This window comes from Amycolatopsis sp. NPDC001319, from assembly GCF_042896185.1.
Lineage (GTDB): Bacteria > Actinomycetota > Actinomycetes > Mycobacteriales > Pseudonocardiaceae > Amycolatopsis.
Map to the genome: position 1 here is coordinate 34,118 of NZ_JBIAWY010000011.1, position 16,796 is coordinate 50,913.

Below are 16,796 nucleotides of genomic sequence, written 5' to 3' on the forward strand. Positions count from 1 at the left end.
TCCGGGGAATTGCCGCGAGACCCCGGCGCGCCGAATGCTCGGGGCATGAAATTCGGACTTCTCCTGCCCGCCGGGCAGGCCCAGCTCGCCGCCCCCGCCGTCGTCGAGCTCGCCCGCGAGGCCGAGCGCCTCGGCTTCGACTCCGTCTGGGCGGGCGACTCGCTCGTCCGCGCCCGGGCTGAGCCGCTCACCCTGCTCACCGCCGTCGCGCAGGCCACCGAGCGCGTGACGGTGGGCACCGCCGCGCTGCTGCCCGCGCTCCGCCAGCCCGTGCAGGCGGCGCTGACGCTCTCGACCCTCGACCAGCTCTCCGGCGGCCGCCTCGTCCTCGGCCTCGGCGCGGGGTTCCCCGGCTTCAGCGAGCCGGAGTTCGACCTGGTCGGCGTGTCGTTCAAGACACGCTTCTCCCACCTCGACGACGTCGCCCGCCTCTGGCGCGACCTCTGGACCGGCACGCCCCGGTCCTTCCACGGCAAGGTCCTCCACCACGACTGGCTTCCCGACGTCCCCGCGCCCTCCCGCCCCGGCGGCCCACCCCTGTGGCTCGCCGGCGCCACCCCGTCCGCCCTCCGCCGCACGGCCGACCTCTACGACGGCTGGCTGCCCTACCCACCCGACCCGGCCAACTACGCCCGCGGCCTCACCACCATCCGCTCGCTGTCGGACCGCCCCATCACCCCGGCCCTGTTCGCCACGGCTTACGTCGACGATGACCCCGCGCTCGGCCGCCAGGCACTGGACACCTACTGCCAAGCCACGTACAGCCGCCCGCTGTCCGCGATCGGCACCATCCAGACAATGCTCACCGGCCCGGTTTCGACCGTCGCGGCCGGCCTGCGCGAGTACGCACTAGCTGGTGCAGACCACATTCTGCTCCGCATCGCCGCCCTGGACGCCGACGTGGTCGCCGACCAGCTACGCCTCCTGTCGGGACTCTTGCCGACCAATTCTCCGCAACACTGAACCCTGCGGGGCTTTCCATCCGTGTCGTGAATGGATCCCCACCCGGGGGATCCGTTGACACGAAAGGAAAGCCATGAAGATCACGGGAGACCCCGACTGGAACCGCACCATCACCCGTAACACCGACCGCCGGGCCGTCACCGCCGGCTGAGCCGCACCCTCTCCCCGGGGTTCGCCGCGCGGCGGCCGGCCACCCCAGCCGGCCTCGACTTTCCGCCCCTCCGCGACGAACCCCCTGCGGCGCAACGCTTTTTCGCACGGTCCTGTGGCGCCCTGCCGAACCGTTGCGCCGCGGCTGTCCCCTCGTTGCGCGGCAGTTGCCCGTCGTTGCCGCCCGCCAGTTGTCCGTGGTTGTCCACAACTCTGCTCGGCTGTGGACAACGTCCCGCCGGCCGCAGGGTTTGTCGGTGTGCGCCGGTAGAATGGATCCAGGGTGGCCCCTGGCAGGGTGGGCCCTGCGTCGCGGGGGTTGTGAGGGTTGTGGAGGCCGTAAGGGTCGTGGGGTTTGTGGCCAGGTCCCCAGCGGCACACGAAAGACGCCCGACGAGTGCGGGCAGGTGCACGCCACCCACCTGAAGGTACGAACCTGGGAACCAGCCTGGCGCCATGCAGGCAAACGCCCACCGGCATCGCAACGTCGCGACGTTCATCAAGCAGTAAGTCGCGCGGCGCCCTTTGCCGGGACCGGTCCCGAGTGCCGGACTTACGGTGCGACGCATGCAGCGGCTCACGGTGGTTCTCGTGCTGATGTCGATAGGCGTCGTCGCCTGCGGCGCGCCCGATCGGCAGCCGGGTCCAACGGCGTCTTCGGCGATAAAGCCGACCACACCGCCAACCACACTCTCGACCGCTCCGGCAAAACCGAAGATCACCGACCTTGCCGATCATCCTTGCAAGGCCCTGGATCACGACGACATCGTCCGGTTGAACGTGATCATCGAGGGCACCGAAGTCCCGGACCCGAGCGGCACGGCCTGTCAGTGGGGTGCACCAGGCGCACTGGTCACCTTCACCGCCTACCCGGCAACCGACAAGACCCGGGACCCGGACGTCCGGCAGCTCACCGTCAGCACGATCGAGGGTCACCGTGCGCTGCTGGGCCAGATCACGCACGGCCAGGACACCGGCTACATGATCTTCGTCATGACCGGCCCGGGTCAGTCGATCCGGCTCTCGGCGGTCGGCTTCGGTCCCGGCGCGCCCGGACCCGACCCGCTCACGGTCGGCGAGAACTTCGCCGCGGCGATCAGCCACCGGTTGAGCGAATGACGAGAGGCAGCGCGCGCCTGGCGATCGCCACCGCCACCGCCACCGCCCTCCCCGACCAGCCCCTCGCCGCCTTCATCCCCCCGACGGTTACGTCGCCTGGGTGACCCCCGGCGGAACCGACCTGCGCGCCGCCCTCACCACGTGGCCAGGTCGCCCCCGGACTGTCGGTGCCCCGACGTAGTCTGGAAGACGTGACCGACGCTCCACTGTCCGGACTCCTCCAAGCCATCCTGCCCGACCCCGCCCTGCGCGGGGTCGTCGAACGTGCCGGCGCCCCGCTGCTCGAGCTGCAGGGCGCCGTGACCGCGCGTCAGCTGGTCGCCGCGGTGCTCGCCGAAGACGAGGCGAGAGGTGGCGCGGGCCGCCACGTGCTGGCCGTGACCGCCACCGGCCGGGAGGCCGACGAGCTCACCGCCGCCCTCGAAGCGCTGCTCGGGCGCGAGAAGGTCGTCGACTTCCCCTCGTGGGAGACGCTGCCCCACGAGCGCCTCTCGCCGCGCGCCGACACCGTCGGGCGCCGCCTCGAAGTGCTGCACCGCCTGCACAAGGGTGACGACCAGCTCAAGGTCGTCGTGTCCACCGTCCGCAGCCTGATCCAGCCCATGGCGCCGGGCCTCGGCTCGCTCGACCCCGTCGACCTGGTCGTGGGCGAGGAGCAGAGCTTCGAAGGCCTCCTTGAACGCCTGGTCGAGCTCGCCTACACCCGCGTGGACATGGTCGAGAAGCGCGGCGAGTTCGCCGTCCGCGGTGGCATCCTCGACCTGTTCGGCCCCACGGCCCAGCACCCGGTGCGCGTCGAGTTCTGGGGCGACGAGGTCAGCGAGATCCGCGCGTTCGCGGTCTCCGACCAGCGCTCCCTGCCGGGTGAGATCCAGCACGTCACCGCGCCGCCGTGCCGTGAGCTGCTGCTGACGGCCGACGTCAAGGCCAAGGCCGCCGAGCTCGCCGTCACCTATGAAGCCGACGCGCAGCTGGCCGAAATGCTCACCAAGCTCGCCGACGGTATCCCCGTCGAAGGCATGGAAGCCCTCATCCCGGTCCTGTGCGCCGGCGAGCTCACCCTGCTCACCGACGCCCTGCCGCGCGGCAGTCACGTGCTGCTCGCCGACCCGGAGAAGATCCGCGCCCGCGCCCACGACCTCGTGCGCACCGGCCAGGAGTTCCTCGAAGCGTCGTGGACCACGGCCGCGGCCGGAGGACAGGCGCCCATCGACCTCGGCGCGTCGGCCTACCGCGACCTGGCCGAGATCGCCGAGCACGCGCAGGACACCAAGCGCGCCTGGTGGACGATCACCCAGCTGAGCAGCGAAGACCCCGACGTCTACCGCGTCAGCGTCGAAGCCGCGCCCGCCTACCGCGGCGAGTTCGACCGCGCGATGACCGACCTGCGCGCCCACGTCGCCGCCGGCGGCACCGGCGTGCTCGTGGTCGCGGGCCACGGCACCGCCACCCGCGCCGTCGAGCAGCTCACCACCGCCGAGGTCCCGGCCGCGCTGGCCGGCGAAGGCATCACCGAGGCCCCGCAGGCCGGCCTCGTCACGGTCACCTGCGGCGCCCTCGTCGACGGTTTCGTCTCACCCGAGCGCGCCCTCGTGGTGCTGTCGGAAGCCGACCTCACGGGCCGCGGCGCCAACGCCGGAACGTCCACAAAGGACCTCAACGCCAAGATGCCCTCGCGGCGGCGCAACGCCGTCGACCCGCTGGCGCTCAAGACCGGCGACTACGTGGTGCACAACCAGCACGGCATCGGCCGCTTCGTCGAGATGGTGCAGCGCACCGTCGCCGGCGCCACGCGCGAATACCTGCTGCTGGAGTACGCGAGTTCCAAGCGCGGCCACCCCGGCGACCGGCTGTTCGTGCCCACCGACCAGCTCGACGAGGTCTCCCGCTACGTCGGCGGCGAGCTGCCCACGCTCAACAAGCTCGGCGGCTCCGACTGGAAGAACACCAAAGCCAGGGCCAAGAAGGCCGTCAAGGAGATCGCGGCCGAGCTCGTGCAGCTCTACGCCGCCCGCCAAGCCGCGCCCGGCCACCCCTTCGGCCCGGACACGCCGTGGCAGCACGAGCTCGAAGACGCGTTCCCGTTCCAGGAGACCAACGACCAGCTCGCCGCCATCGACGAGGTCAAGGCCGACATGGAACGCGGCGTCCCCATGGACCGCGTGATCTGCGGCGACGTCGGCTACGGCAAGACCGAGATCGCCGTGCGCGCCGCGTTCAAGGCGGTGCAGGACGGCAAGCAGGTCGCCGTGCTCGTACCGACGACGCTGCTCGCGCAGCAGCACCTCAACACCTTCACCGAGCGCATGCAGTCGTTCCCGGTCACGATCAAAGGCCTTTCGCGGTTCACGAACAAGACCGAGTCCGACCTGGTCATCGAGCAGCTCGGTGAGGGTGAGGTCGACATCGTCATCGGCACCCACCGCCTGCTGCAGACCGGCATCCGCTACAAGGACCTGGGCCTCGTGATCGTCGACGAGGAGCAGCGTTTCGGCGTGGAGCACAAGGAACACATCAAGGCGCTGCGCACGCACGTCGACGTGCTCACGATGTCCGCCACGCCCATCCCGCGCACGCTGGAGATGTCGCTCGCCGGCATCCGCGAGATGTCCACCATCCTCACCCCGCCCGAAGACCGGCACCCGATCCTGACCTACGTCGGCAGCTACGACGACAAGCAGGTCGGCGCCGCCGTCCGCCGCGAGCTCCTGCGTGACGGCCAGGTCTTCTACGTCCACAACCGCGTCTCCTCCATCGAGAAGGCCGCCAAGCGCATCCGCGAGCTGGTACCCGAAGCGCGTGTCGTGACCGCCCACGGCCAGATGAACGAGGACAAGCTCGAAAAGATCATCCAGGGCTTCTGGGAAAACGAGTACGACGTGCTCGTCTGCACCACGATCGTCGAAACCGGCCTGGACATCTCCAACGCCAACACCCTCATCGTCGAACGTGGTGATCTCCTCGGGCTCGCCCAGCTCCACCAGCTGCGCGGCCGCGTCGGGCGTGGTCGCGAACGCGGCTACGCCTACTTCCTGTATCCGCCGGAAGCCCCGTTGACGGAGACCGCACACGACCGGCTCGCGACCATCGCGCAGAACACCGAGCTGGGCGCGGGCATGGCCGTGGCCATGAAGGACCTGGAAATCCGTGGCGCCGGCAACATCCTCGGCGCGGAACAGTCCGGCCACATCGCGGGCGTCGGCTTCGACCTGTACGTGCGCCTGGTCGGCGAAGCCGTCGAAGCGTTCCGCCGCCACGCGGGCGCCGAGCCTTCCGAGGAGGAGGAACTCGCCGAAGTCCGCGTCGACCTCCCCATCGACGCGCACATCCCCCACGACTACGTCGAAGGCGAACGGTTGCGCCTCGAGGCCTACCGCAAGATCGCGGCCGCGCCCGACACCGCGGGCCTCGACGCCGTGCGCGAAGAACTCATCGACCGCTACGGCCAGCCACCCGCCCCCGTCAACCGCCTCCTCGCCGTCGCGGCGTTCCGCCACACCTGCCGCGCGGCGGGCGTCACGGAGGTTGCGGTGCAGGGCAACACCATCCGCTTCGCGCCCCTGCCCCTCGCCGATTCGCAGCTGGTGCGCCTGAAACGCCTGTACCCCAAGGCGGCGTACAAGGCCATCACCAACACCGTCTCCGTCCCCAAGCCGACGGAGGGCCCGGCCGGCGGCCGCATGGGCGCCCCGACACTACGGGACCAGGAGCTGCTCGACTGGTGCACGAAGCTGCTGACCCAGCTGACGAAGACGCCAGCCACCGTGTGACGTGTACACAGTCGGAAACACCCCGACTTTTGGGGGAACCACCAGCGCAAACGTTGGAGCGTAAGCGGTTTCGGCCGTACCGTCTTTCGCATGCATGATCGCTATTCGACTGTGCGAGGGCGCCAACTCGGTGTCCGTCTGCGAGAGCTGATGGCCGAACGCCATTGGGGTGTGCGGGAAATGTCGCGCCGGCTGGACTGGCCGCCGACCCGCATCTCCAACATGTTCTACGCGAGGCGTGGCACCAAGTACATAGACGTGGTCAAGATGCTCACCCTCATGGGCGTGGTCGGCGAGGAGGCCGACGAAATCTATGCGCTCTGCGAAGACATAGACAAGTTCGGCCTCGTGGAGTCTCCGTTGGACCGGCGAAGGCGGCGGTTGCGGACTTTGGAGAACTTCGAAGCCGAGGCTTCATCTTTGTTCGCTCTGCAGGCGAACATCGTTCCCGGCCTCATACAGACCGAGCGATACTGCCGAGCGCAGATGGAATCCTCGGTCAACCTGCAGGGCGATCTCGAGGGGTATGTCAACCGGCGGATGAAGCGCCGCGATGTTCTCGACCAGTCGCAGACCCAGTTCGAATTCGTCCTTCACGAGTTCGTGCTGCGGCTCGACTTCGGTGGAGCGGACCTCATGGCCGAGCAGCTTTACCATCTGCTGCGCTTGGTGGTACGGCCGAACATCTCGATTCGAATCGTGCCGGCTTCAGCCGGTCCCCATGTAGGGGCAAGTGGAGGCTTCTCGCTACTGGAGTTCGAAGAAGCGGATTCGGTGGTGTACATCGACACCGAGGCGGTCAATCTCTTCCTCGAAGATCCCGAAGAGATCGCCATGTACGGCAACCTCCGTCGGCGCCTGCGCGAGCAAGCGCTGACCGAGACCGACTCGAGGCGGTTCATCACAGACCTCGTCGCCGAGCTCTATCCAGCTTCCGACGAAGGTCTGCAGCTCCAGTTCTGACCAGCCCCACGGCCGTATCGATGAGAAGAGCCGGCCACATCACCGTCCCCGCGGCCGCGTGGCAGGAGCTCCTCAGCCGTCTGCACTGAGCTGGAACATCGGCGGCTCACCTGTCGCCAGCTGTAAACGGACTTCCTCTTTCGGCGTGGGCACCGCGCCCGCGTCGGCCCTCGGCTTGGGCCGGGGGTGGCGCGGCACCCGGGATCCCGACCCGCCACCGCGGCCGTTGTAGATCACCAGGCCCCGGTCGGGGTCCGGTACCGCGTCCAGTGCGGCCGTCACGGCGGCCAGGCCGCGGAACCGCTCCCGATCCAGCAGGTCGGGGAACTCGATCTCCAACGTGACACCCCACTGGTGCACGTGCCACGTCCACTGCAAAGCCCCGTGAGTCACTGCGGCTTCGGTCAGGTTGTCGCCGTGCGCGCGTTGCCAGGCGCGGGCCGGGAACTCCCCGTCGAGAACCTCGATCGACAACCATGAGTCCATTTGTCGACAATAACGCTTCGCGCACCCCGATGGTGTTGCGTTTCGGGGGCGGCGGTGTGAGAGGGTATGGCCTGTGATGCGGATCATGGGGCGCCTCGGCTCGAAGAAACGGTCTAGCGCGCTGGCGGGTGTCGTCGCCAGTGGCCTTCTGCTCGCCGGGTGCGGCGCCGGGCCCAGCCAGGTGGGCGCCGCGGCCGTCATCGACGGCCAGGTCACCACCATCGACCAGGTGCAGACCCTGCTGGACAAGGCCGTCCAGGAGCAGCCGTACGCGCAGCAGCTCGCCGCGCAGCACAAGCTCGACCTGGTGGGCCGGGAGATCGTCCGCCAGCAGCTGCTGCACGCCGTGGTGCAGAAGGCGGCGCAGAAGGAAGGCCTCGTCGCCGACGAGGCCACCATCTCCGCCGCCCTGGCGCAGGGCGACCCGCTCGCCGGACCCATGCCGGAGAACCTCGCGCAGGACCAGCCCGCGGCCGTGACGCAGCTCGTGCAGCGGACCCGCGACCACCGCGAAGCGCTCACCGACGCGTACTTGGAGCAGCAGCTCGCGGTGAAGTACCTGCCGAAGCTGTCGGTCACTCTCGACTACGTCGTGATCGCCGGGCCGACCGCCGATGGTCAGGCGCCGTCGGTCGACCCGGCCGATTCGCGTGCCGAAGCGCTGGCGAAGGCGCAGACGTACGCGGCCGACCCGGCCGCCGTGCAGGCGGATCTGGCGAAGGGCGCGCAGGGCAACGTCGGCGAACCGCTTGCGGCGCTGTCGTCGCCCGCCGATGCCGGGTCGGTGCTGTTCGGCACGGAGCCGAACAACGTCATGGCGTTCCAGCCCAACCCGAGCCAGCTGCCGAGCGAGTGGATCGTGGCCGTGGTGAAGCAGCGCTCCACCGACAAGCCCGTCTCGACCGACCAGGCGCAGCAGCCGACGCCGGACCAGATCGGGGCGATCGGGGTGCGGATGCTGCAGCCGTATGTCGGCGACGTCGACTACAAGATCAACCCGCGTTACGGCGTGTGGGACACCGTGGGCATGGACCTCGCGGCCAACGCGAACAGCCTTCAGGGCCTCCTCCTGCCCGTCCGGGGTAGTGCTCCGGCTCAGCAGTGAGCGGGTCGGTTGTCGTCGTCGCGCACGGGGCGACGGTGCCGGCCGAAGCGGTCGGGTTGTTGCGTGGCGCCGCGGTGTATGCGGCTTCGGACGTTGACGCCGCCCAGTTCGGGGTGCCGCCGGTTCCGGCGGGGGTCGCAGGCGACCGCGTCCTGATCACGGCGTCGACCTCGTCGCCGGAAGCGGCCGCCCTGGTGGCCGCGGGTGCGCGCGTGATCGAGGCCCCGGTCGCGCCGCTGGTGGAGGCCGCCGAGGTCATGGACCGGCTGCGCTCGCCCGGCGGCTGCCCGTGGGACGCGGTGCAGACGCACGAAACGCTCCGGCAGTACCTCGTCGAGGAGACCTACGAGCTGCTCGACGCCATCGAGGAGAACGACCGCGAGGCCCTGCGCGAAGAGCTCGGCGACGTCCTCCTGCAGGTGCTCTTCCACGCCCGTGTGGCCGCCGAAGACGCCGAGGACCCGTTCACGATCGACGACGTCGCGCGGGCGTTGACGGCGAAGCTCGTCGGGCGGCACCCGCACGTGTTCGCCGACGCGGCGAAGGTGGCCACGGTCGACCAGCAGAACCTGAAGTGGGAAGAGCTCAAGCAGGCGGAGAAGCAGCGTCGTTCCATTGTGGACGGTGTCGCGCTCGGTCAGCCGGCCGTCGCGTTGGCCGCGAAGCTCGGGCAACGCAGCGGGCGGGCGGGGATTCCGCTGGACCTGTTCCCGGCCGGCTCGGACCCGGCGGCGCAGCTGTTCCGCACGGCGGCCACGGCGCGCCGGGCGGGCACCGATCCCGAAGGTGAGCTGCGGGCCGTCGCGAAGCAGTTCGCGCGGGACATCCGGGCGGCCGAGGATGCGGCGCGCGAGGCGGGCGTGGAACCGTCGACGCTGGAAGCGGACGGCTGGCGCAAGTTCTGGCCGTAACGGGCGTTTCGGGGCTTTTTCGCGCGTCCGTTCGGCCACGCTCGGTGCCCTGGGCGGTACGTCACGCAGTGATCGCGCGCACTCCCGCGTGCCTTCTGTCCCGGGTGGACCGACGATGGTGGCTGGGCGGTCGTCGGTGGAGGAGTTGGGTATGAGCGTGCTGGACGGGATTCTCGAGGGTGTCCGGGAGGATCTGGAGGAGCGCAAGCGGTCGACGTCGCTGGCCGACCTGCAGGCGCGCGTCCGCGACCTGCCGCCGACGCGGGATCCGCTGCCCGCGTTCCGCGCTTCCGGCGTGTCGATCATCGCCGAGGTGAAGCGCAAGAGCCCGAGCAAGGGCGCGCTCGCCGAGATCGCCGACCCGGCCGCGCTCGCGGGCCAGTACGAGCAGGGCGGGGCGGCGGCCATCAGTGTGCTGACGGAGCGTCGCCGCTTCGGCGGGTCGCTGGCGGACCTCGAAGCCGTGCGGGCGCGGGTGGACATTCCGGTGCTGCGCAAGGACTTCATTGTGGAGCCGTACCAGCTGTGGGAGGCGCGGGCGTTCGGGGCGGACCTGGCGTTGCTGATGGTCGTCTCGCTGGAGGGTTCGCTGCTCGACGACCTGTACGGCCTCGCGGTGGAGCTGGGCCTGACGCCGCTGGTGGAATCGCACACGGCCGGCGAACTGGAGCGCGCGGTCGCGTCCGGCGCGCAGGTGCTGGGCATCAACGCGCGTGACCTCACGACGCTCGAGGTCGACCGGACCGTGTTCAAGGAGCTCGGCCCGCAGATCCCGGCCGACCGCGTGCGCGTGGCGGAGTCGGGCGTCGCCGGCCCGGGCGACGTCGCGGAGTACCGCGGCTGGGGCGCGGACGTCGTCCTGGTCGGCGAGGCGCTGGTGCGCTCGGGCGACCCGGTGACGTCCGTCCGCGACTTCATCCAGGGTTAGGGCTTCAGGACGATCCGGCCGAAGACCTCGCCGTCGTCCATCTTCTGGTGGGCCTTGGCGGCCTCGTCGAGCGGCAGGATTTCGTGGACGACGCCGTGGAATGCCGCGTCCTCGAATTGCTCCAGGCGCACCCGTTGTAGTTCCGCGCGGGGCACGGTGTCGGCGCTGAAGGTCATGAACGAGAGGGACTTCTGGAAGTTCTGCAGCAGCTTCGCGGCGAAGTCGGCTGGCGGCATGCCGCCGACCACGCCCACGACCACGAGGCGGCCGTTGGGGTTGAGCTTGTCGAAGAAGTCCGGCAGGTTCGAGCCGGCGATCAGGTCGATGATGACGTCGTACTTGCCTTCGCCGCTCGCCGCCCGGTCGAGGACCTCCGTGGCGCCGAGCTTCTTGAGGCGCTCGCCTCGTGCTGTGCTCGACGTCGTGACGGCCACGGTCTTGGCGCTCCTTGCCGCCAGCTGAACCGCCGACACCCCGATGCTCCCGGCCGCCCCGCGCACCAGCACGGCCTCGCCTTTCCGGAAGTGCGCATGCGCCAGGGCGAAGTGCGCGACGGCTCCCGACGTGCCGATGGCCACGGCGTCTTCGCTGCTCAGACTCTCGGGGATCGGCAGGAAGTCGCTGGCCACCGCCTTCTCGGCGTACCCGCCGCCGGTTCCGGTGAACGCCCACACCCGCCGGCCCTTCAGGCTCCCGTCGAGCCCTTCGCCGACCCCGATGACCGTCCCGGCGACCTCGCTGCCGGGGATGTGGCCGGTCTTGAAGCCGTAACTGCCGAGCGTGCCGCGCCGGATCACCGCGTCGACCCCGCCCACGCCGATCGCCTCGGTCTCGATGAGCACCTGCCCCGCCCCCGGTGCGGGCTCCGGCACCTCGACGACCCGCAACCCGTCGGCCGGCCCGAACTCCTGAATCGCCACTGCTTTCACCTGCGTGTTCTCCTCTCGTACGGCCACCGACGCTAACGGACGGGGGCGTCCGCTTCGGCTAAAGTGAGAGCGTGACGGCTCGTTTGCCTCAGACCTCGCGCCCCGCTGTTTCACGCGCGGACGCTCCCTCGGTTGATGCCGCTTCGCCTGCGGACGCTTCGCGGGCCTCGGGCTCGGAGGCCATTGCCTCGGGTGATGCTGCGTCGCCTGCAGCTGGCGTGGGCCCGGTTGCTTCGCGGCCCGCCACGCCGCGCGCTGAGATCGGCGACTCAGCCGCTTCGCGCCCCCTCCGCTCCGACGCCCGCGACAACCGCGACCGCATCCTCACCGCGGCCCGCGAGGTCTTCGCTGCCGAAGGCCTCGACGTTCCGATGCGCGAGATCGCCCGCCGCGCCGGCGTCGGGCCGGCCACGCTCTACCGCCACTTCCCGACCAAGGAAGACCTGGCGGGCGCGGCCTTCGCCGATCAGCTCCAGATCTGCCGCCAGATCGTCGACGAGGGCCTCGCCACCCCCGACCCGTGGCTCGGCTTCTGCCTGGTGATCGAAAAACTCTTCGCCGTCCACGCTCGCGACCGCGGCTTCACCGCCGCGTTCCTCTCTCGCTTCCCGCGCGCCTTCGACTTCACCACCACCCGCGACTCCGCCCTCGCCTCGATCGCCGAGCTCGCCCGCCGCGCCAAAACCACGGGTCACCTCCGCCCCGACTTCGTCGTCGACGACCTCGTCCTGGTCCTCATGGCCAACAACGGCATCCACGCCACCTCACCCGCCGCCCGCATCGCCGCTTCCCGCCGCTTCGCCGCACTGGCGATCCAGGCCTTCCGCGCCACCCCGCAACTGTCGCCACTCCCACCGGCGGCCCGCATGCCCCTGCACCCAGTGGTGTAACCACGGCGGCACTGGCCAACGGCCGTCGCTGCTTCTCGCCGCGCGGCCGCACTGGTGGTTGAGGCCTTCTGCGCTACGGCGCTGCCGCGTGCGGCTCGGATGCCCTGTACCCGGGCGGTGTGACCGCGGAGGCGCGGGCCGGCGGGCGTCGCCACTTCTCGGCGCTTCGCCGCGCTGGCGATCGCAGGCCTTCCGCGCCATCCCGTAGCGGCCGTCTGCGGCCCGCATGCCCCTGCACCCATCGGTGTAACCACCACGGGTGCGCCCCTGTCGGCCGTGTGCCCCGCACCCCGAGGCCGGATTCCCGCAGCGTCGCGGGCAGGCCGGAGCATCCGAGCGACCTTGCCCGTCGCCTCAGCGGTCCAGGCCATTCGCGCATCCCACGGTCACAACCACTTCCACCCGCGGCCGCATGCCCCTGCACCCAGTGGTGTGACCCAAACCACACATCGATGAGAACCGTGGGATGATTCGCGGCGTCTTGCCTGATGTGAAGCACCAGAAGCCCGCGACAGAGGTGGACGAGGAGAAGCTCGTCCGCCGGGTTGCGCGGGGTGATCGGGCGGCGTTCGAGGAGTTCTACCGGCGGACGGCGCCCTGGTTGGCGGTGCGGTTGCGGCGCCGGTGTGCGGATGAGCAGGTCGTCGCGGAGGTCATGCAGGAGACGTACCTCGCGGTGTGGCGCGCGGCCGGGTCGTTCGCCGGAGCTGCGGCCGGCGGGTCGGCGGTCGGGTGGGTGTGGACGATCGCCGCGAGAAGGCTGGTCGACGCGTTTCGGCGGAGGGCGCAGCACGCGCAGGTGCCGACCGTGACGCAGGTCGACGTGATCGCGCCGGCGGCGGAGGAGGAAGCGCTCCGGGGCACCGTCGGCGACGAGGTGGGCGACGCGCTGCGCACGCTCGCCCCCGAGCTGCGGCAGGTCCTGCAGGCGATGGTGCTCGACGGGCTGTCCGTCCGCGAGACCGCTGTGCTGCTCGGGCTGCCGGAAGGAACTGTGAAGACGCGGGCGCGCCGCGCGCGGATCGCCATGCGAGAGGCACTGACATGAACCACGTCTCGGATCGACTCCTGACCGGCTACCTCGAAGGCGGCACCCTGCCGGGCGACGAGGAGTGGGCCGCCGAGGCCCACCTGGAGACGTGTTCCGTCTGCCGCGCGCGGCTGGCGCAACTGTCCACATCGGACCCCATGATCGAGACGGTCTGGAATGGACTCCAGCCCCAGCTCACCACCAAGCCCCAACGCGTACCCGGCCGCTTCACGGCCCGCAGCTGGGCGACCCCGGTGATGCTGCCGTGGCTGGTGATGACGGTGCTGGTGGCGGTCGTGGCCGTACTGCTCGACCGCGGGTTCCAGGGAAACCTGTCGTTCGTCCAGATTTTCGCACCGGTTCTGCCGGTGCTGGGCGTCGCGGCGTCGTGGTCACGCGGCCTCGATCCGGCGTACGAGCTGGTCGCCGCGAGTCCGCGGGCCGGTCTGGACCTCGTGCTGCGCCGCACGACGGCCGTGCTGGTGACCGTCGTTCCGGTGTTGCTGGTCGCGGGCTGGCTCACCGGCACGAATCTGGGGCTGGCACTGCTGCCGAGCCTCGCGTTCACCACGGGAACCCTGGCGCTGGGCGGGCTCATCGGCGTGAGCCGGGCGGCGTTGGTGCTGGTCGCGGCGTGGATCGCGGTGCTGGTGCTGCCGACGGTGGCCAAGGGTTCTTCGTTCGCACTGCAACCGGGATCGCTCCCGGTCTGGGGCGGGATCTTCGCGTTGACGGCTGTGGTGGTGGTGCTCCGCCGGAGCGCTTTCACGCGGCTCAGCGCGCATCACTGAGGGAGGAAGGGGACAATGGACATGCGGGCAGTCGAAGCCGCTGAGGTCGCTCCGTCGACCTATGCCTGGGAAATCCAGGCGGAAGCGCTGAAAGTACGAGTGGGGCGGCGGAAAATGGCCGTCGACGGCCTGGATCTGTCCCTGGGCAAGGGAGTCCACGGCCTGCTCGGGCCCAACGGGGCCGGCAAGACCACGCTGATCAGAGCACTGGCGACAGTGCTCCGGCCGGCGGAAGGCGGGCTGGCGCTGCTCGGTGAGTCAGTCGGGGGACACATCGACCAGCGCCGCCTGCGCCGGCGGATCGGGTACCTGCCGCAGACGTTCGGGTACTACAAGCGGTTCACGGTGCGTGAGTTCGTCGAGTACCTGGCGTGGCTGAAGGAGATGTCCAAACACGACATCCCCGCCGCCGTGCAGCGCGCGATCGAGCGCGTGGGGCTGGCCGACCGCGCCGACGACAAGCTGAAAACGCTGTCGGGCGGCATGGTCCGCCGCGTCGGCATCGCGCAGGCCATCGTGAACGACCCGCAGATCCTGCTGCTGGACGAGCCCACCGCGGGCCTCGACCCGGCGCAACGCGTGCGCTTCCGCGAGCTCATGGCGCAGCTCGGACAGGACTCGTGTGTCGTCGTGTCGACGCACCTGGTGGAAGACGTCGCCACGGCGTGCACCGACGTCGTGCTGTTCGCCGAGGGCAAGCTCGTCTTCCAGGGCACGCCCGACCAGCTGGCCGCCGCCGGCACGCCCGAAGACATCGGCGACAGCCCCATCGAGCGTGGCTACTCGGCGCTGCTCAACCACGACCGGGGGAGGGGTTCCTGGTGAGCGTGCTGCGCACGGAGGCGCGCCGGACGATCGCGCCCTGGCTCCTGTTCGCGCTCTTGGCCGTGGGGCTGGGTTTCTTCTTCCTGTTCAGCGGGCCGTGGTGGAAGGACGACGAGGCGTGGAACCTCCAGTGGACACCGTCGATCCTCTGGTCTCGTTACCTGCTTTCCCTGCTGTGGCCGATCATCGTGTGCGCGGCCGCGATCCAGGGGATGCGTGACCGACGGTCCGGAATGGACGAACTGCTGGCCACGACCCCGCTGCCCGTCGCGCGGCGCACGGCGAAGGTCGGGCTCGTGATCGGACTGTCCGCCGTGGCCGGTTACCTCCTGATCGTCGCGATCGGACTCGGCCAGGTGATCGCGAACGACGGGGTGTTCACCTTCACGTGGGTGCTGCCGTTGCTGGTCGGCGTCGCTTCGGTGGTGGCGGGTGCCGCCGTCGGGCTCGCCGTCGGGCGGCTGCTGCCGCACTCGCTGACGGCGCCGGCCGCCGGGGTCGTGGCGCTGGTGGTGGGCGTGTTCCTGCAGGTCGCGGGGGTGCGCGGGAGCGCCGTGCAGCAGACGGTGCCGAACCGGATCGCGCTGCTCTCGCCCGCGGGTGGGCAGCCGTACAGCGCGTTCGTGGACCCGGTCGTTTCGGTGTCGATCGGTCAGCTGTGCTGGCTGCTCGGACTTGCCGCCACGGGGTTCCTGGTGCTCGCGGCCCGGCGCTGGTTCGCCGTGCTGCCGGCTCTCGTCGGGCTGGCGATCGCGATCCCGATCTTCCCGGCCACGGCGACCGACAACTTCGTCGACAACCCGAGCGCGGCCGCGCCCGTGTGCGACGGTCCGGTGTGCGTCACGGCCCTGCACGGCGAATGGCTGTCCACTGTGGCCGGACCGGGCAAGGATGCGTTGGCACTGCTGGCAAAGCTGCCGTCCGCGCCGACGCATGTCGTCGAGACGACGACCTCGGAGAACAGGGCCCACGGCCCCGGCGACCCGTCCGCGCTCGTCGTCCGCCGCGACGACGCCGAACTGCGTGACGTCTCCGGCCGCGACCTCGAGTACGAGCTCCTCGCGACCGCCCCCTTCTGCTCCGGCCCGCCGACCGCCACGAAGGCGCGCTACATCATCGCCTCCTGGCTCCTCGGCGACCCGGGCGATCCACCGCACGCCGACGACTACGGTTCCTGGCTGACCACGCCGATGCACGACGTGGGGGCGCAGTTGCGCGCCCTGCCCGCTGCCGAGCAGCTCGCGCGCGTCTCGGCTGCGTACCAGGCTCAGCAGACCTGCTCCGGCGACCCGTACGCCTTGCTGACCGGGGCGTCGCAATGAGGTGGCTGACGCTCTACGCCCGCTCTCGCCGCCTGCCCGCGTCCCTTGCGGCCCTGGTCCTGTGCCCGCTCGTGATCCGGATCCTGGCCGGCGCCGACTGGTCGGTGCTGTTCGCCTCGCTGGCCCTCGGCGCGGCTGTCGCCGTTGCGGCCACCGGGCTCTCGGGCCAGGACGTGGACCTCGACCGCACCGCCGCCTTCGGCTGGTTCCCGCGGCGGCTCGTGCACCTGGTGCTGGTGGGCGTCGTGGCGGTCGGCGTGCTGCTCCTCGTGCGCGCCTCGGCCGTCCCAGCCCCTGTGATCCTGCGCGACGGCCTCGGCCTCGTCGGCCTGGCAGGCTTGGCCGCGTTCGCCTTCGGCGGCCAGTTCGGGTGGACGCTGCCTTTGCTGTGGCTGGTGCTGGCGCTCTTCGCACCTGGGGAACCGGTGGGGCTGTTCCACGTGCTGGCGTGGCCCTTGCAGCCCTCGGACGTCGCGGTGTCGTGGTGGGTCGCGGGCGGACTGTTCGTGGTAGGCGCGGGGCTGTACTCGGCGGTGGGGGCGCGCCGCTGACCTGGGGGACCGGCCGGTTGTCGTACTCGCACGAGGGGCGGGTACGACAACCGGCTTTTTCGA

15 protein-coding genes are annotated in these 16,796 nt (G+C 70.4%); 13 read left to right on the forward strand and 2 right to left on the reverse strand.

The genetic code is table 11. The features are described 5' to 3' along the window. Nucleotides 1–45: 45 nt before the first annotated feature. From ACFY1H_RS35575 to ACFY1H_RS35590, 4 genes are all read left to right on the forward strand, one after another. Nucleotides 46–963, forward strand: a complete 918-nt coding sequence (locus tag ACFY1H_RS35575; RefSeq protein ID WP_386953844.1) for an LLM class flavin-dependent oxidoreductase — start codon at nt 46–48, stop codon at nt 961–963. A gap of 717 nt (nt 964–1,680) precedes the next feature. After that, on the forward strand, nt 1,681–2,232 hold the full coding sequence (locus ACFY1H_RS35580; RefSeq protein WP_366585591.1) for a DUF3558 family protein: 552 nt from the start codon (nt 1,681–1,683) through the stop codon (nt 2,230–2,232). A gap of 206 nt (nt 2,233–2,438) precedes the next feature. Beyond that, the gene (gene mfd, locus ACFY1H_RS35585) at nt 2,439–6,002 is read left to right on the forward strand and encodes a transcription-repair coupling factor (protein WP_366585733.1); all 3,564 of its coding nucleotides are present in this window, start codon (nt 2,439–2,441) and stop codon (nt 6,000–6,002) included. A 90-nt stretch (nt 6,003–6,092) separates the two neighbouring features. After that, complete coding sequence (locus ACFY1H_RS35590; protein WP_366585593.1) at nt 6,093–6,965, forward strand: helix-turn-helix transcriptional regulator; 873 nt, start codon at nt 6,093–6,095, stop codon at nt 6,963–6,965. Between the two features lie 72 nt (nt 6,966–7,037). Here the strand turns inward: ACFY1H_RS35590 and ACFY1H_RS35595 are convergent, their stop codons facing one another. Continuing rightward, nucleotides 7,038–7,451, reverse strand: a complete 414-nt coding sequence (locus tag ACFY1H_RS35595) for a hypothetical protein (protein WP_366585595.1) — start codon at nt 7,449–7,451, stop codon at nt 7,038–7,040. Nucleotides 7,452–7,527: 76 nt separating this feature from the next. Here ACFY1H_RS35595 and ACFY1H_RS35600 point away from each other — a divergent pair, with 76 nt between their 5' ends. The 3 genes from ACFY1H_RS35600 (at nt 7,528) to trpC (ending at nt 10,395) form a co-directional block, all read left to right on the forward strand. Then, entirely contained in the window at nt 7,528–8,556 is a 1,029-nt protein-coding gene (locus ACFY1H_RS35600) for a hypothetical protein (protein ID WP_366585597.1), read from the forward strand. Further along, on the forward strand, nt 8,553–9,467 hold the full coding sequence (locus ACFY1H_RS35605; RefSeq protein WP_366585599.1) for a MazG family protein: 915 nt from the start codon (nt 8,553–8,555) through the stop codon (nt 9,465–9,467). The genes ACFY1H_RS35600 and ACFY1H_RS35605 overlap by 4 nt, the downstream gene beginning before the upstream one ends. A 151-nt stretch (nt 9,468–9,618) precedes the next feature. After that, the gene (gene trpC / locus ACFY1H_RS35610) at nt 9,619–10,395 is read left to right on the forward strand and encodes an indole-3-glycerol phosphate synthase TrpC (protein ID WP_366585601.1); all 777 of its coding nucleotides are present in this window, start codon (nt 9,619–9,621) and stop codon (nt 10,393–10,395) included. On the opposite strand, the gene ACFY1H_RS35615 is transcribed toward trpC, so the two are convergent. Next, the gene (locus ACFY1H_RS35615) at nt 10,392–11,324 is read right to left on the reverse strand and encodes a zinc-binding dehydrogenase (protein ID WP_386954277.1); all 933 of its coding nucleotides are present in this window, start codon (nt 11,322–11,324) and stop codon (nt 10,392–10,394) included. The genes trpC and ACFY1H_RS35615 overlap by 4 nt on opposite strands. 260 nt (nt 11,325–11,584) lie before the next feature. Here ACFY1H_RS35615 and ACFY1H_RS35620 point away from each other — a divergent pair, with 260 nt between their 5' ends. The 6 genes from ACFY1H_RS35620 to ACFY1H_RS35645 all read left to right on the forward strand — a co-directional run bounded on the left by ACFY1H_RS35620 (nt 11,585) and on the right by ACFY1H_RS35645 (nt 16,733). Then, on the forward strand, nt 11,585–12,214 hold the full coding sequence (locus ACFY1H_RS35620) for a TetR/AcrR family transcriptional regulator (RefSeq protein WP_386954280.1): 630 nt from the start codon (nt 11,585–11,587) through the stop codon (nt 12,212–12,214). Nucleotides 12,215–12,680: 466 nt separating this feature from the next. Continuing rightward, nucleotides 12,681–13,262, forward strand: coding sequence for an RNA polymerase sigma factor (locus tag ACFY1H_RS35625; protein ID WP_366585605.1), 582 nt, complete (start codon nt 12,681–12,683; stop codon nt 13,260–13,262). Then, a complete protein-coding gene (locus ACFY1H_RS35630; RefSeq protein ID WP_386953851.1) occupies nt 13,259–14,035 on the forward strand; it encodes a zf-HC2 domain-containing protein in 777 nt (258 codons plus the stop codon). The genes ACFY1H_RS35625 and ACFY1H_RS35630 overlap by 4 nt, the downstream gene beginning before the upstream one ends. A 21-nt stretch (nt 14,036–14,056) precedes the next feature. Further along, nucleotides 14,057–14,860 (forward strand): ABC transporter ATP-binding protein, encoded by an 804-nt coding sequence (locus tag ACFY1H_RS35635; RefSeq protein ID WP_386954283.1) that lies wholly within the window; start codon nt 14,057–14,059, stop codon nt 14,858–14,860. Next, nucleotides 14,857–16,182 carry a hypothetical protein gene (locus ACFY1H_RS35640; RefSeq protein ID WP_386953853.1) on the forward strand — a complete coding sequence of 442 codons (1,326 nt, stop codon included), beginning with the start codon at nt 14,857–14,859 and terminating at the stop codon, nt 16,180–16,182. Before ACFY1H_RS35635 ends, ACFY1H_RS35640 begins: the two co-directional genes overlap by 4 nt. After that, nucleotides 16,179–16,733 carry a hypothetical protein gene (locus tag ACFY1H_RS35645; RefSeq protein WP_386953856.1) on the forward strand — a complete coding sequence of 185 codons (555 nt, stop codon included), beginning with the start codon at nt 16,179–16,181 and terminating at the stop codon, nt 16,731–16,733. The genes ACFY1H_RS35640 and ACFY1H_RS35645 overlap by 4 nt, the downstream gene beginning before the upstream one ends. The last annotated feature ends 63 nt before the right edge of the window (nt 16,734–16,796 follow it).